Raw genomic sequence first — 15,881 nt, 5'->3', positions numbered from 1 at the left:
AGTTTTTTTGTGATAATAAAATAAAATAAAATAAAAGAGAGAAAAATGAAACAGATGCAATTTAAAGATAAATATCCAATTTTTACAATGGAGATTTTAAAAACTGAGACAAGTTTTAAAAATATTGATGAGATTTTTCTGTTTTTAAAACAAAAGATCGAGTCTCATCCAATTGCTACTTTTATAGCAATTTTTGACCACTTCTCACACACAAAATCCTTTAGTGATGGAACTGTGGCTGATGGGATAATTGATGCTAAAAATCTAATTTTTTGTTTTGGAAAAGAGATTCCAACAAGTAAAATTTTAGCTGTTCGTCCCAGAAGTATTGGTGTTTGTGAGTTTGATGATCATTTTGATATCTCTATTTTGGAAGTTCCAAATGAGACTCTTCACAAAGTACTTGAGGGATGGATAAAAGATATATCAAGTAAAAACTAACTATAAAATTTTATAATTTGAGAGTACAATGATAAAATCAAATTATCAAAATGGAGTTTAACATGTCACAAGTTCTTGTTCCTATTGCTACTGGTTTTGAAGAGATTGAGGCTATTACTATCATAGATGTACTGCGTCGAGGTGGAATAAATGTAATTATGGGGTCACTCACTGAAAATCTTTTAGTGCGTGGTGCGCATGGAATTGTAATTCAGACTGATCGATCTATTGCTGGTTTGAGTGCAGATAAGCTTGATATGATAGTCCTTCCAGGTGGATGGGATGCAACTAAAACACTTGCATCCGATAAGGCTGTTAATCATATTCTTAGGGAGATGAATATCCAAGGCAAGGAGATTGGGGCAATATGTGCCGCTCCATATGCCCTTAGCGTCGCAGGAGTGCTCAAAGATGGGTATACTTGCTATCCAGGAATTGAAGATGAGATCTCAGCAGAAGGGTATGACTCAAAACAGATGGTCGTAGAGAGTGCAAACATCATAACCTCTCGTGGCCCAGCTACTTCTATCTACTTTGCCCTTGCTATTGTTAAAAAATTAGCAGGTTATGATACTTATGCAAAGGTGCAATCTGATTTATTGTCTAATGAATGCTAATCTACAATCTCTGAATTTTGCTATTTTTTATGGCATTTTATGCAGATACTCATTGGGCTTTTTGCATCTATAAGTGACGCAGAGTCGGAGGCATGTGGATTGTGACAGCTGATACATTCAATCTCTTTTCCTGGACGAGAAGGGTCTGGTTTATCGCGAGTTGGATGATTTTTGTTGCCAAAAGTGTTGATAACATGCTTTCCTTCTCGTTTGTCTATATGACATGAAGTGCAGATGTCCCACGGTTTAGCCTTTAGATAAAATTTATTCTCAGATGAGTGAGGATTGTGACATCGTGTACACTTTTCTGAGTCCACTGGCATATGATGAAATCGTTTTGTTTCCCACTTTTGGCTCTCTTTATCATGACACTTTAGGCATGTTTTGCCAATCATGGAGGGGAGAGTAAACTTTGAATCGCCTAGCTCTTTTTTTATTTCATGGCAAGATGTGCAGAGCCAGTTTATTGCCGGTGCATGACCATATTTACGCGTTGTGAGTTTTTGGTGGCACTGAAAACAGTTAGAGTCTGCTGGATTTTCAAAGGCAATCTTTGGAATCTCATTGACCTCCATTTTATGACATGAAGAGCAGAACCGTTCATTTGTTGGAGTATGAAAACTCTCTTCCATATACTTTTCTGGAGGATATTTGTATATCTTTTCCGACACAATATCATGAAAAATAAGCACTGAAATATTTTCTATTGTCCCATCTTTTCCAAATCCACTTACAGTTATTTTGTTTTCTCCGGGAGCTAGTTGTACCGTTTTACAGTAACTATTCCTCTCTTTTTGACGAATAATTTTGCTGCTTTGGTTTGATTCAGCAGAGATAATAACGCCATCGATGAGTGGTGAGACAAAAGTAACAACAACAGATGCTGTCTCTTCGTGATATATAGTCGATGGTATTGGAGTAATGAGTTTTATGGCACCAACTTCACCCCATAAAGTGGAAAATGAAAAAATAAATGAAAGCATAAGAGTAAAACGCATTATTTTCCTTTGATGTTATTATCTATTTTTTTATCTACATGTGGAGACTTTAATAAAAAGCGATAATCTGACGCATGAGGATTGTGACACTCCGTGCAGCCATCTTTTTGTTCTCCTGGACATTTTGAGTTTCCTCGTATTTGTTGGGATAATTTTTTATCGGCATGACACTCTAGACATAAGAAGCTAGAATTTACTCGCAAAAACATCTTGTTGTCAGAAGAGTGAGGGTTGTGGCATCTTGTACACATTCCAGCTTCAACTGGAAAATGTTTGTGTTTTTTTGTGTCCCAACTCTGCTTGTTTTTGTCATGGCAAGAAAAACAAGCAGATGCAATCTGTTTGGGAGCGATAAATTTAGATTTCTCAATTATGTTTTTACTCTTATTTTCTATCTCTCCGGTATGACAACTTGTACATAGCCAGTTTGCTGATGGAGCATGGGCATATCTATCTAATGTAATTGCTTTATGGCAAACAAAACAGTTGGAGTCTTTGACATCAACAAAAGCAACTTTTTTTTGTTCATTATTGCTCATATCGTGACATTCTGCACATAGTTTTTCATTTTTATCGGTGTGAAAAAAGCGCTCTTTATATTTAATCGGAGCTTCTTTGTACTCTCTGAAAGCTTGTGAGGCGCAGTAGAGCTCATTTTTTACTTCATAAGCCAGCTCCTCGCCAATATATCCCTCAACGCGAATAGAGTTCTCTCCAAGACGAAGTTTTATTATTTTGGAGCATACATTGTCACATTGGGTGGTTAATTCTATGGGGTAATGTTCATTTTTGTCAGTAACTATTAGTACTTTTGAGATGTTTTTGTTGTTTAGTTTAACAGTAACTGACACATACTGCTCATGAAAGATTTTTTTATCAATTGAAGGAGAGATTTCTATGCTCTCTGCACCCATCAGCAGAGAGAATGTTGTGCTTACCATTATAGTTGATATAAATATCTTTTTAATTATTTTGCTCATTATTTGCTATCTTTTTGACCAATGCCTTTGGGCGTGCTTCGGTCATATTCAAATTTCTTGTGACAAGCTGGGGCACAAGAGCCACCATTTGGCCCATCTATAAATCGAAGCGGAAACTTTATACTATTAAAATCAGTATAGTCACGAATTAAATGTTTATTTTTCGACGCATGCTCATCATGGCAGGCGCGGCAAGAGCGACCTTTTTTATCATTGACATGCAGGTAATGAAGATTTATATCTCCATCACGAAATTTTGTAACATCACTATTTGTTGTGAATCGTTCCGTTATCTTAGTCTCTTTGTGGCATTTAAAACAGAAAAAATCTTTATTTTCAAGATCAGCATAGAAATTTTTGGTAAATGATTTTTTAAGAATACTGAAATTATCTGATCCATGTGCATCATGACAAGCATTACATCCCCCATCTTTGGAGTCTGCTTCTTTAATTGGCTTGTGCCAGTTTGGATTTTCTTTTAGATGTTGAGCTATATTCATCATTGTTCCACCATCTTCTTTAGATTTAAGTGATTTGTTGTGACACTCTAGACAAACCTGTACTGAATCTTTTTTGAGAATATTTGGATGATTTGATGAGTGTGGGTCATGACACTCAAGACATTTTCCTTTGCTATCATCAACTGCGCCATGTTTATATTTCGCACTATTTATCCATTTACGCATATCTTTATGATCTTTTATGGAGCTATGACAATCAAGGCAAAACTCAAGACCAACCTCTTTTTTCATTAGTGTTTTATAGTTTGAAGTATGTGGATCATGACACTCTAAACAGCTTTTTTCGGCCGGCTTGTGCTTGTATTTGCCATTCATGGTGATAAATTTTGTTACACCTTTTGCTCCATTTACTTTATCGTGACATTTAAGACATGTGTCGTTTACTGAAATACCTTTGAGTAATTTTGGTGTGTCTGATTGATGAGGGTCATGACATTTTGTGCATTGTCCATCTTTTACTGGTTTATGGTCAAACTCTTTTGTGTATTTTGTTTTATGACACTCATAACATATCTCATGAATGTTATTTTTAACTAGAGCCGCAGGATTATCTCCCTTTGGGATATGACATATCTGACATGCACCCATTTTAAATGGTTCATGCATATATTTTTTAAGTGGTTTTAGTTTGGCTGGAATATCTTTTAAATCAATGAGTTTTGCTTCTTTAATCATTGTTTTAGTGTGAGTAGGTCGCTCTTCGGCACGAATTTCGTCTCTTGGTATTTTAGTGGGAGCTGCTGGTGTATGTTCTGCTTCAGATTCTCCTCGCTTTTTACCCTCAAGATCGCTGGCAATCTGTCTTACATTAACTTCAGCTAGTTCATCATCACTAATTTCTACTATCTGCTCCGGCTCGCCATTGAGTACTTTAATACTAATATCTTTCATTACAGTGATGAAACGACCAAATTTTTTTCCAGCATCCACTTGGTAAAGCGCAACTGTTCCAATTAGTAGTAGTAAGAAAATAATCGTTTTTGTGCCATGTTTTTTTATCATTATTGACTCTTCTTTTTTGTTTTTGCTTTAGTGACTACTATGCTTTATCTCAGGCAGTGTTGTCTCGGCATCAAACTTCCCTGCTGGACATGTAATTTCAGTAACTGTATTTCGAATTAACTTCTCTTTATCTGCATGATGCGGACTATGACACTTATTGCAGTCAAGTTCTTTTCCATTAGGCTTAATGCCATCAACTGGAGTATGACACTTGTAGCAGAGCTCACTAACGGTGTGAGTTACAATTGCTGCCGGCTTAGAGCGATTTGGTGCATGACAGACAGCACAAGCTCCCATTCTAAAAGGGGAGTGAACATGCTCTTTGAATGGCTTAAGTGCTTCAGGGAGATATTTATAATCTATATCTTTTGTTGTGCCTGTATTGGCTTTGATATAAGCAGTTGTCATCTCTTCAAGTGGACGAGGATCACCATGAGTAGCGTTTATCATGTTTGTTGCTATATCTTTAGTTATAACCGCAAGACGACCTAGTTTTTCAGGCACTCCCATAAGCACAAACGCTACAATAAATATCACTGCCATAATAGTAGCAATTATCTGTTTTTTACTAAATTTTTTCATAACCATCCTCCAAACTACTCTGACTTAACTGTGTCAGCAAGAGTTTCAGGGGCCTCAGGAAGATGTTTTTCAAGTTGATAATGTCCTACATGTTTATGACAATCAACACATCTTGCCAACTCTTTTCCCTCATTTCCCATAACGACTAGTTTTTTAGCAAAGTATGCCTTATGCGCAGTAAATGCTTTTTTATTAGGGCGAGTTCCTCGAAGAAGATTTTCGTGACAATGAAGACATCCAGAATCATATACCCAGTTGCGTCGTTCATCTCGTTTTTCATGCCAATCAATCTTAGAGGTGTCATGCGTTGTCTCTACCCAAACATCCCAACACCCAGTTCTGATTTTTTGAACCAAATAACCCATCGTAGATTCATGAGGTAGATGGCAATCTGTACATTTTGCCATAACACCAACATGCCCATATCCGCCATGGACATCGTTTCTATACGCATCTGCCATAGGCTTCATTGAGTGACATGCAGAGCAGAAATTTACCCCTGATGTTTCTTGAACTGCTACAACTGTAATAAATGAAATAACTAGCCCAGCTATCACTCCGCCACTAAGTAATATACCTACTCCTTTCCATCCAAACCAAAATTTTCTTTTTGGTTTTTCGAATTTGTTTGTGTGATCTTCATATTCCATGAAAGCCCCTTTTTTTACATTTTTTTAATTTATTTATTAATTGTATCAAAAAATACCTGATTAAATAAATTTTTTTATAATAATTAAATGTAATATGTAAAATTTCTATAAAATCCTGAAAAAGCCCTACAATAGGCTCTATTTTGTGATAATATAATTAAATTTTTTTATTGAAATTGAAGAAAAAAATATTTTTTAAATCTATACTTTAAATAATTTTATGTTTTTTGAGAAGTAAAAAATAGAAGCAGCAGAAGAGCAAAAAAATATTTTTTATAGACGAGCTTTAAAGATTTTACATTATATGTATGAGCTGTTAATTTTTCTCTACTGCTTTTAAAGTATGCTTAAACATAACTATCCAAACTAAAGAGAGCGAGATTTGAAACATGGTAGAGGCAAAAAGTTTTACGATGGCAAATATCTCAAAGCCTGAAGCTATTAGGAGCACTGAGCTTTGATCTAAAACAAAAAGAAGAAACAGTGTGTGAGTTGCTATGCGTTTTGTGTTTTCGCTAATAGTTTGGATAAAGCTTAAAAAATGTGTGATTGCCATTAGTGCGATTGAGATAAAAAGAGTGTGCGGAAGTAGAACTTCTAGCAAGCCATGCAAGGATTTTGGGGCGTAGTAGTTGTTGATTGCATCTAGTGAGAAGCCGATAGTGTGGTAAAACAGTAGTGTTCCAAGGAGTGCTTGGAGGATTGTAAGTGCACTAAAACCAAGAGCTAAAAAAGAGAGTAGGCGAGTATTCATTTAGTATCTTTTTCTCATTATTGCTATTATCAAATCTAGTGAAGCGATTATGGCTAGTAGATGGAAGATAGTAAAAGCACCTAGTGATAGGACAACTCCTGTGCCCCCAAGCATTCCAGAAAGAAGTAGCCCAATCGGATAAATAAGTAGTGTGGCGATAGATAAAATCATATAGCCAATTTTTACTACTTCGCTGTGTGCGGTTCGAGTATAGAGTGATGCAATCATAATAAAAGTGATAATTAGTCCAAAAAGATCAGTATGAACACCAAGTAGCAGATCTTTAAATCCAAGTGGTTCGATAAACTCCGCCTCATTCCCAATAACTCTTTTTATCCACTCATCTGGAGCAAATCCAAACTCTATGCCTTTTGTGACAATACTTAACGACATAGCAACGATTAACGCAAAAAGCATCCAAAGTATAGTTGCTCGAAGAGTTTTGTTGTCAGAGAGTTTTTTACCGGCGATAAATTTCATGTTTTACAGCTTTGTAATTTTTAGTAGTGCTAATGCTACTCTTGCGCCATCAGTAATTGCTCTAGCTGAGAGTGTAGCACCCGTTTTAGCTGGAATGTCTTGATTTAACATAAGAGGATTACTTTCGCTTTTGTTATCAAACAGCTCTAGCCAAGTTTTACTCGGAAGATACTCTGCTGGCTCATTGAATGCCACTATCTCAATAGATTTGATTTTTTTATCAGTTGTAATAAGATAAAGAGTAACTGCATTTTTTGTTCGTATTTTTTTGTTAACAAGTACGCCATATCCTGCAACTTTAGAGCCATTTTTTGCGATGAAAACACGATAAAGTTTTGTATCGATTTTCTGTTTTGATGCAGTTGATAACTGTCCTATTTGAGCATCGTTCAAGTTTATATTTTTTGTCTCAATAGATTTCATGCCAAATGTACGCCCAGTTATAGCCACTGGATCGCCTAGATTTTGTGCAGTACCCAATGAGAAAGAGAGAAGTAAAAGTAGTGTTATTTTATTCAAGAGATAACTCCTATATTTTGATGTAAGAGTATAATTATACTTAAAGAGGATAGAAAAACTCTTTTATTAAACAAGCGAAAAAAGTAATAAATATGATAAGATGCAATTATGAGACTAATTTTAATTCTATTTTTTATGGCTTTAACTCTTTTTTCTAGTGAGCGAATGCAAGTTCATATGGGAACCATGATAAGTGTTAAGATAGATGATGAAAATGCTACTGATGCAGTGTTTAGTCTATTTAAAGAGCTGGATGAGAGCCTATCAACATATAAAAGCAACTCCGAAATCTCAAGATTAAACAGATATGGCAAGTTGCAGTTAACTTCGCAAACAAAAACTCTACTTGAGAGATCTTTGGAGATTTCAAAATTAACAAACGGTGTTTTTGATGTGACAATCGGAGCACTTAGCCATGGAGCATATCGCTTTGGTGGAAACGAGAGAGTTCCAAATAAAACCGAGCTCAAAAGAGCGCTCGTAAATGTTGGAGCGGACAAACTGACTATCAAAGAGGATTACGCATTTTTATCTCATGGAGCGATTGTGGATTTGGGCGGAATTGCAAAAGGTTACGCGGTTGACTTGTCTATTGAACTTCTAAAAAAAAGAGGAGTTGATAGAGCAGTAGTGGCAGCAAGTGGTGACATTGGCTGTATTGGAGTATGTGAAATTGCTATAACTGACCCATTTTCACCAAATAAAACATTCGCAACCATCCACTCAGTGCTTCCTATTTTTGCAGTTAGCACGAGCGGAAATTATGAGAGGTTTATAAAAAACAAAACACACAATCATCTACTTAATCCAAAAACAGGCAAATCCGAACAACTCTTCGCATCAGTTACTTTAATGGATAATGGTGACAACACACGACTTGATGCAATGGCTACAGCAGTTTCTATTATGAGTCTAAAAGATGCCATTGCTCTGCTTCGGCGTGAAAAGATCAGCTTTGTTTTGGTTTTAAACAGTAGGGAGATAATTAAGAGCGAATTGCCTGATGGTGTAGTTGTAGATTTTTTTTAAAAACTAAAATCTTTTTCTGTATTGATAAATCTAGGGAAGTCGCACTAGAGAATCTTTTATATCACTAAGACGCACAAAAATAAACCCCTCTTTGCGTAAGGCATTTATAGCCTCAATAAACCCCTCTCTTGTTCCTGATTCTGGATGGTTCATGTGGGCAATAGTAATATCACCAGCATGTGCACTTTTGATTTGTTGTGCAACTTTTAAAGCGTCATATGAAGCACCAGCATCTCCCAGTACAGAAAAGCCGATAACTTTAACTCCACTTGAGAGAGCAATTTCAACTGCCTGCTCATCATAGTGAGCGGTTCCTGCTCTGAAGAAAGTTGGTTTTTTACCTGTTAGTGCAAATATTTTTCTACTGTTTTCATCTATCTCTTCGATTATTTCGGCTTTTGAAGAGGTTCCAATAATACCATAAGCGGCTTTTGCGTTCATAGAGAGAGGTTTATGTCTGGATCCATGATTGGCAATTTCAAAATTTGGACTTGAGGCAAGTTCTAGGAATATTTTAGGATTTGAGTCAATCCATCGTAGGTTAATAAAAAGTGTGGCAGGAATATGGTTGTCGCTTAAAAATTTGATTAGTTGTGCGTCATATTGAGAACTCTGCACACTTCCACCACATGCATCAAAAGTAAGAGCTATCTCTTTTTTTGTTGTGTTAAAAGATTTGATTACTCCTGTAACACTCTCCCCCCACTGTTTGGGTGCAGAATCAGCTAGAAGAGCAGAAGCCATAAAAAATAGATATATAAATTTAAGAGTAGAACTCTGTTTTTTGATTTTATACATAAGAGGCAGTTTTCTCAAAAACTAAATTTTTTAAGCCTCTCTCTTCATTTATGTTTGCAAATTCTTCTAGATTTTGAACTCTTTTTACAAAACTAAACTCTGGCGCGACCTCTTTAAATAGCTCTATTAGATAAGATGAATCTAAATCTGGTGAGTTTAGGCATGCCAAAACAGTGCAATTGTCACTCGCCAATTGCGAGAGTTTCGCGATGATTTTTATATAATCTTTTGAAGCCTCAAAACTCCCTTTTTGCAGTGTTGGCGGGTCAATTATGATAAGCTCATATAGCCCTTTTCTTCTTATGCCAGAGAATGATTTAAGTATGTTGTACGGTAAAAACGAAACATTTTTAGTCTCTAGGTTATTTAGATGATGATTTGCTCTTCCAGTTGTGAGCGCACTTTTGCTCATGTCAACATTTACAACACTTTTTGCCCCGCCAAGCATAGCAGCAATGCTAAAAGCGCAAGTATAGGAGAATAGATTTAGTACATTTTTGTCTTTAGAATTTTCTCTTACAAACTCCCTGCCATTTTTCATGTCGGCAAAATAACCACTATTTTGGTTTGAGCGTAGGTTCAGTTTTATCTTCATACCATTTTCAACTACAAAAATATCCTCTTTTAACTCACCAACTATAACTTCAGTTGGAGAGCCACTTTTATAGCGTCTTTGGAGGATTATGATTGTGTGGGATGTGCTTTGAATATACTCTTTTAACATGCCGATAAGCTCTGTCTCAAGCCCGCTTTGTATCTCAAAATATAGTGCCACGCTAAGTATTTTATCAATAGAGTCAATAGTTAAAAAACTCCACTCATCATAGACTCCACCGCGTCCATGAAAAAGGCGTTTGAACTCGTTTGATAAATTTTTTGAGTTATTTTGTAGATGATTTTTTAGTTCTTCTATTTTCATTTTATGCTACTTTTTAATCGAGAAAGATATTGGCAGTATTAGGGTTGTGACTTTTTTTGGCTTCGGCAAAATTTCATCTTTAAGCGAGAGTACAGACTCTAGTGCTGAGTTGTCTAAAAGCTCTCTTCCTGAGGATTTGTTGATGGTAGCATCTAGGAGCTTTCCGTTTGTGTCTATGATCATTTTTATCTCTGTTGTTCCTCCCCAGCCCATTTTTTGGGCTCTATTTGGATAGTATAGATTTTTGGTTGCCATATCTCTGATTGATGAGAAATTTGTTGTCATAAACTCGTCGTCTTGCTCTTTTTGTATCTGTTTTGGCGTAATTGGTTCACTTTTTTTTGTTATCTCGTGAGTATATTGTTCTATAGATGGTGCTTTTGTTGGTTGCAGATGCAAAAGCTTTGTCTCTGCTGGCTGTATTTGGATAATCTTCTCTTGAATAAACTCTTTTTTTACTAAAGAAGTCTCGCTTACTGCCTCTTGAATAGCTTGTTTTTTAACAACTATTTTTTGGGTTATTACGCTCTCCTTAACAATACTCTTTTTTGGTTCTTGCAGTTTCTTGTTTTTGTTCATTGGACACTTCGGCATATCGCAGTTGCAAATACACTTCATTGGTATAGCTATCTTCCCTTGCTCTTTTTTCTGGAAACTATAAAAGTAAAAAAAATAGAGAGCTATAAGTATTATGTGAAAAATAAGCGATGCGATAAGAGCCTTTTTGTTGTTGCTTATAAGTGTTTTTATATTCATAAACTATCAATATAGCAGAACAAAACCAGTTGGTTTTGTTAAGTTCTCTCCCAAAAAGTACCGTTTGGAGTATCCATCAAGCTAACTCCAAAAGATAAAATTTCATCACGAATAGTGTCAGATAAGGCGAAATCTTTTGCTTTTTTTGCCTCATCTCTCTTTATGATAAGTTCGGCAATTTTTGCTTTTGCATCTTCATTCAAACCAAATTGAAAATATTCAAACGGATTTTTAGCCCCAAAGCCAAGAATTTTTTCTATGTATGTTAGATTTGAGAGCGTCTCTTTTTTTAACTCTTTATGTTTCCCTGCTGTATCTAGCGTCTCATTTGCAGAGCTTATCATCTCATCTATCAGGGCTAGTGCGCTTGAGATGTTCAGATCATCGCTTAAAGTATCTAACAGTTTCTCACAAAAAGCTGTTCTCTCATACGCGTTAGCTAAACCAAAAAGGCGTTTTTTGAGTCTATAAATCCTATCTAGGCGTTTTTTTGAAGACAATAGATCATCTTCGTTGAAATTAAAGTTGCTTCTGTAGTGTGTGCTAAGAAGATAAAATCTTAAAACCTCGCCATCATATGCTTTTAGAGCATCTTTGAGAAAAAAACTATTTCCCAAGCTTTTGCTCATCTTCTCGCCATCAATATTTACAAAACCGTTATGCATCCAGTAGTTTGCCAGAGGATGAGAGGTTGCACATCTAGTTTGAGCAGCTTCGTTTTCGTGATGTGGAAAGAGCAGGTCAGCTCCGCCACCGTGAATGTCGATGGCATAAGGACTACTTACAGTTACAAAATGTTTTTCTATCATGGCAGAACACTCTATGTGCCACCCTGGACGACCAGAGCCAAATGGTGAGTTAAATGAAACACCACCATCATTGACGCTCTTCCATAGAGCAAAATCAGCACTATTTTTCTTCATGGACGAACTCTCAACCCTTTGGAATTTATCGCCCTCATCTTGAACTCTATTTGAAAGAGTGAGGTACTTGCTATCAGATGCTGTGTCAAAATAGACATCGCCATCTTCGGTTTTATAAGCGTGTTTGTTATCTATGAGTTTTTGAATAAGTTCAAACATGGCATTAAGTGATTCTGTTGCTTTTGGCTCAATATCAGGTTTTTTTATACCAAGAAACGCCATTTCTCTATGATAAGCAGTTGTGTAAAAATCCGTAATCTCTTTTATGGTTCTGTTTTGTTCTTGTGCTTTTTTGATTATTTTGTCATCAATATCGGTTATATTTCTTGCATAGATTACACTGTATCCATTTGCTTCTAAAACACGCACTAAAAGGTCAAAAACCAAGGCACTTTTTGCATGTCCTAGATGAGCATCATCATAAACAGTCGGACCACATACATAGAGCGAAACTTTGCCTTCAACCATTGGAGTGAATTTTCGTTTTGTTTTCTGTACAGAATCAAATATATGCATGAAGAAACCTTTTGATTATTAGAAATATTATAGATAAAATAGGTATAGATACAAGTAAATATAGCGAGTATTTTGAGTGAAACATACTAAAAAAATCTTTTGTTCCAAAGGCTTTTATGGTCAGTATAAAACCAACAATTCCGCTTGCAGTTGTTGCAAATGCTAAGCCTTCGACGCCCATCGGTTTAATTAACGCTAAGCTAAGAGCTACATAAAAAACCAGTGAGATTGTAGCTATTTTAGCGGCTCTTAGTTGCATCTGTTTTGCATATATCCAGAGTAAAAATAGTTTTTGTAGTCCAAATGGAAGCAGTCCAATCATATACATCTGCAAAACAGTCGTTGTTGTTTGCGTATTTTCAGCCGTAAAAGCACCTCGCTCAAAGAAAAAATGAACCATTTCGTAGGCTAGGATATATCCACCTAATGTGCTCATCGTCAGCAGGAATGCTAAAAACCAGAACGCTTTTGTTAAAAAGGCTAAAGCTTTTTTCTCATCCGAGTTTTTAAGATATTTTGAGATTTGCGGAAACAGAGCTATAGAGGTGGCGATGGCAAAAAGAGCGAGTGGGAGTTGAAAAATACGGTTAGCATAGTAGAGATAAGAGATAGATCCAGCCGTTAAAACAGAAGCTAAGAAAGTATCTAAAAATCCACTAATTTGAGCAGTTGAGTTCCCCCACATGGCTGGAAAAAATTCTCTACGGAACTTTCTTGTATCTTTTTTTATAATCTTTGATTTTACTCTTAGGTACTTAAATCCACCAAGTAAAATACCCATAAGTCCTAGTTTTTTCACAGCAATGATGTGGACAGCTAGTTGAGCAATCCCGCCGATAACAACGCCAAAACTTAGATAGTAAACTATTTCACTTTGAGATTTATCTTTTGAGAGAATTAGAGCCAAAATTAGTGATATATTTAAGAGCGCAGTTGAAAATGCTGAAGTTGCGAAGTGGTGTTTATATTGCAGCATTGTGCTCAAAAAAGTAACCATAAAGATTAGTGGCAGATACCAGAAGTTTATGGCCACAAACGGTGCCGCTAGCTCTATTGTTGCATCGTTAAATCCAACTGCGATTAACTTTGTTGCAAGTGCAGGAAGTAAATTTACTAGAAGAGTTATTATGAGTATGATGGAAGAAAAAAGTAAAAATATATTTGCCGAAAATACGCTTTTATGGATAGAGCGAGCAAACGCTGGGATAAAAACCTGTGTAAAAGCACCTTCAGCAAAGATACGACGAAAAAGATTTGGGAGCTTAAATGCTATGAAAAATATGTCACTGTATATATTTGCACCAAGAGCTGCTGCTGTCATCAAATCTCGTATGAAACCCAAAATTCTTGATACTAAAATTCCAAAACTATTTGTAAATATTGCTCTAATCATGGGCTTCTTTGTGATTTTTACGAAAGTTTAACAAATATTTGATTAAAATGAACGGTTTAATTTTATAAATTTATTTTTAGGATGGGTGCAGTGGGACTATTTGAAAAAAATGATAATGTCATTCAAAAACCAATAACCGTACATCCAACAATTATTAAAACACAATTTGTTGCAAAAGAGATTGCTGAGCTTGCAAAAAGACATAATATATCACCAAATACATTGGATTTTAAAATACTTGAAGTTGAAACATATACCAGAACCAACAAAGAAAAGAGTGAAGCAGATTGGGAATTAATTGATGATGAAATGCTTCATAAGATAAGCGATGATGCTGAAATTTTAAATAAAAATTTTCAGATAAAACAGATATATGAAGTTAAAATATTTTTAAGAGAAAATGATTCTATTTTTAAAAATTTTAACTCAGCAGTCGGTGCAAATGCAACAAAGTGCAAGATATATCTAAGTATAAAAGCAGGTTCGAAAATTAAAGTTGATAAAACATTTGAGAAAGAGTTTGTGGACTATATAAATAAAAGTAAAGTTCGTGCTGGAATTTTAATCTATGTATTTGACAAAATGCTCAAAGAACTTGTTTTAAAGATTTCAGCACAAGCAAAAGTAGATGGAACTTTAAGCTATGATAAATCTATAACCCTCCTTATTGCCGAGTCTCATGAGCCGGTAGCAACAATACACGACAATCTGATTTTTCACTATAAAAAGGACACAACGCAGCCGATTAATGGTGCTATTGATTACTCCAAAAGAGGTTTTATTAATGGTGTTGGCGAAGGCAATCTGCTTATTGAGTATATAAAGCCAAAAAAAGGTCAGCCTGGTAGAAACTGCTCTGGAGAGTTTTTAGATCCAATGGAACCATTTGTTAGATATGCCCCTTCATTTGGCGTTGATGATACAATAAGTGTTATAGAGAAGGCAGACACTATAGAGTATGTTGCTAAAAAAAGTGGGTACATAGTTTTAGAAAATGGAGTTTATCAGATAAAGTCAGATTTGCAAGTGAATACCATAGATTTTAAAACAACTGGCTCAATCGTCTCTGGTTTAGATTCTGATATAGCTTTGAATGTAAAAGAGAGTGATTTTGAAAAAGATGCTATTGGTGAAGGAATGGAAGTTGAAGTAAATCAAATAGATGTAGAGGGGAATATTGGAGCCAGAGTAAAAGTTAGAGCAAGAAGAGCAACTATAAATGGTCAAACCCACAAAACATCAGAAGTTAATGCAGATGAGCTGACAATAACAGTACATAAAGGTTTAGCAGTTGGTAAAAATATTAAAATTGGACGATTAGAATCTGGAGAAGTTAGAGGTAGAATGGTTTCAATCGGACAAGCAGTCGGAGGAGATATAAGAGGTCAAGAGATAGAAATTTCTCTCTGTGGTTCACATGTTAAAGCGACCGCTTCAAAGCTTATAGAGATTAAAAAATTACAAGGAAGTGAAAATATTTTTACAATAGATCCGCTGGTTCATAAAGAAAAAGAGGAGCTATTTTCAGAAAATATGGATAACATAGATGAGCTTGGAAAAGAGACCAAAGAGATTGCTAAAGAGATAGTTAAATATGAAAAGTTAGTAAAAGATAACACAGCTGCATTCAATGAGATAAGAAAAAAATTAATTCACTATCAGCAAAACAAGATTGCAATGCCAGCGTCTTTTGTTGATAAGTATAAACAATTTCAAAAAATTCAAGAGCACTTAGAGTTAATAAAAAAAGAATATATTGAAAAGCAGGAGAGATTTAAATATTTAACAATGAAAATTGCCTCTTTTCAAGAGAGTATATTTGAAGCAAGAATTATAAATAGAGATAAATGGAATGGATATAATGAGTTGATTTTTAAGTTAGTAAGCCCATCAATAGACATAGTATATAAGCCGTTTGAGGGTTCAACAGAGCAGATTTTTGCTCTTGTTGAAACAGAAGAGGGAACTTTTGAAATTAAACCAGTACATGAGTGAGGTTAGTT

The 15,881-nt window shown here is 35.4% G+C and carries 17 protein-coding genes; 4 read left to right on the top strand and 13 right to left on the bottom strand.

Going from position 1 to position 15,881, the window contains the following annotated elements:
- Nucleotides 1-45: 45 nt before the first annotated feature.
- Entirely contained in the window at nucleotides 46-441 is a 396-nt protein-coding gene (locus tag PHV22_RS03805; RefSeq protein WP_299945801.1) for a DUF6858 family protein, read from the top strand.
- 62 nt (nucleotides 442-503) lie between these two features.
- Nucleotides 504-1,058: a DJ-1 family glyoxalase III gene (locus PHV22_RS03800; RefSeq protein WP_295023012.1), complete on the top strand. Its 555-nt coding sequence runs from the start codon at nucleotides 504-506 to the stop codon at nucleotides 1,056-1,058.
- Nucleotides 1,059-1,078: 20 nt separating this feature from the next.
- On the opposite strand, the gene PHV22_RS03795 is transcribed toward PHV22_RS03800, so the two are convergent.
- The 8 genes from PHV22_RS03795 to PHV22_RS03760 all read right to left on the bottom strand — a co-directional run bounded on the left by PHV22_RS03795 (nucleotide 1,079) and on the right by PHV22_RS03760 (nucleotide 7,544).
- Nucleotides 1,079-2,056, bottom strand: a complete 978-nt coding sequence (locus tag PHV22_RS03795) for a cytochrome c3 family protein (protein WP_295023013.1) — start codon at nucleotides 2,054-2,056, stop codon at nucleotides 1,079-1,081.
- The gene (locus tag PHV22_RS03790; RefSeq protein WP_299945796.1) at nucleotides 2,056-3,036 is read right to left on the bottom strand and encodes a cytochrome c3 family protein; all 981 of its coding nucleotides are present in this window, start codon (nucleotides 3,034-3,036) and stop codon (nucleotides 2,056-2,058) included. Before PHV22_RS03790 ends, PHV22_RS03795 begins: the two co-directional genes overlap by 1 nt.
- Nucleotides 3,036-4,559, bottom strand: a complete 1,524-nt coding sequence (locus PHV22_RS03785) for a cytochrome c3 family protein (RefSeq protein ID WP_295023015.1) — start codon at nucleotides 4,557-4,559, stop codon at nucleotides 3,036-3,038. Before PHV22_RS03785 ends, PHV22_RS03790 begins: the two co-directional genes overlap by 1 nt.
- A gap of 27 nt (nucleotides 4,560-4,586) precedes the next feature.
- Entirely contained in the window at nucleotides 4,587-5,141 is a 555-nt protein-coding gene (locus PHV22_RS03780; RefSeq protein WP_295023016.1) for a cytochrome c3 family protein, read from the bottom strand.
- A gap of 14 nt (nucleotides 5,142-5,155) precedes the next feature.
- Nucleotides 5,156-5,791, bottom strand: a complete 636-nt coding sequence (locus PHV22_RS03775; protein ID WP_295023017.1) for a NapC/NirT family cytochrome c — start codon at nucleotides 5,789-5,791, stop codon at nucleotides 5,156-5,158.
- A 316-nt stretch (nucleotides 5,792-6,107) separates the two neighbouring features.
- A complete protein-coding gene (locus PHV22_RS03770; protein WP_299945791.1) occupies nucleotides 6,108-6,545 on the bottom strand; it encodes a hypothetical protein in 438 nt (145 codons plus the stop codon).
- Nucleotides 6,546-7,025: a hypothetical protein gene (locus PHV22_RS03765; protein WP_295023019.1), complete on the bottom strand. Its 480-nt coding sequence runs from the start codon at nucleotides 7,023-7,025 to the stop codon at nucleotides 6,546-6,548. It lies immediately after the preceding gene.
- A 3-nt stretch (nucleotides 7,026-7,028) separates the two neighbouring features.
- Complete coding sequence (locus PHV22_RS03760; protein WP_299945788.1) at nucleotides 7,029-7,544, bottom strand: FMN-binding protein; 516 nt, start codon at nucleotides 7,542-7,544, stop codon at nucleotides 7,029-7,031.
- 108 nt (nucleotides 7,545-7,652) lie between these two features.
- Between PHV22_RS03760 and PHV22_RS03755 the strand changes: the two genes are divergently transcribed.
- Nucleotides 7,653-8,573, top strand: a complete 921-nt coding sequence (locus tag PHV22_RS03755) for an FAD:protein FMN transferase (RefSeq protein ID WP_295023021.1) — start codon at nucleotides 7,653-7,655, stop codon at nucleotides 8,571-8,573.
- Between the two features lie 30 nt (nucleotides 8,574-8,603).
- Here the strand turns inward: PHV22_RS03755 and PHV22_RS03750 are convergent, their stop codons facing one another.
- The 5 genes from PHV22_RS03750 to murJ are packed head-to-tail and all read right to left on the bottom strand — an operon-like array spanning nucleotide 8,604 to nucleotide 13,878.
- Complete coding sequence (locus tag PHV22_RS03750; protein ID WP_295023022.1) at nucleotides 8,604-9,371, bottom strand: polysaccharide deacetylase family protein; 768 nt, start codon at nucleotides 9,369-9,371, stop codon at nucleotides 8,604-8,606.
- Nucleotides 9,364-10,290, bottom strand: coding sequence for a class I SAM-dependent methyltransferase (locus PHV22_RS03745; protein ID WP_295023023.1), 927 nt, complete (start codon nucleotides 10,288-10,290; stop codon nucleotides 9,364-9,366). Before PHV22_RS03745 ends, PHV22_RS03750 begins: the two co-directional genes overlap by 8 nt.
- A 6-nt stretch (nucleotides 10,291-10,296) precedes the next feature.
- The gene (locus tag PHV22_RS03740; protein ID WP_295023024.1) at nucleotides 10,297-11,046 is read right to left on the bottom strand and encodes an energy transducer TonB; all 750 of its coding nucleotides are present in this window, start codon (nucleotides 11,044-11,046) and stop codon (nucleotides 10,297-10,299) included.
- Nucleotides 11,047-11,084: 38 nt separating this feature from the next.
- The gene (gene cysS, locus PHV22_RS03735; RefSeq protein WP_295023025.1) at nucleotides 11,085-12,485 is read right to left on the bottom strand and encodes a cysteine--tRNA ligase; all 1,401 of its coding nucleotides are present in this window, start codon (nucleotides 12,483-12,485) and stop codon (nucleotides 11,085-11,087) included.
- Entirely contained in the window at nucleotides 12,472-13,878 is a 1,407-nt protein-coding gene (murJ, locus tag PHV22_RS03730; RefSeq protein ID WP_295023026.1) for a murein biosynthesis integral membrane protein MurJ, read from the bottom strand. Before murJ ends, cysS begins: the two co-directional genes overlap by 14 nt.
- Before the next feature lie 90 nt (nucleotides 13,879-13,968).
- Here murJ and PHV22_RS03725 point away from each other — a divergent pair, with 90 nt between their 5' ends.
- Nucleotides 13,969-15,873, top strand: coding sequence for a flagellar assembly protein A (locus PHV22_RS03725; protein ID WP_295023027.1), 1,905 nt, complete (start codon nucleotides 13,969-13,971; stop codon nucleotides 15,871-15,873).
- The last annotated feature ends 8 nt before the right edge of the window (nucleotides 15,874-15,881 follow it).

It is taken from the genome of Sulfurimonas sp. (assembly GCF_028713515.1).
In the GTDB taxonomy this organism is placed as follows: domain Bacteria; phylum Campylobacterota; class Campylobacteria; order Campylobacterales; family Sulfurimonadaceae; genus Sulfurimonas.
Note: the sequence above shows the minus strand (reverse complement) of the source record. Positions and strands in the feature narration are given on the sequence as shown.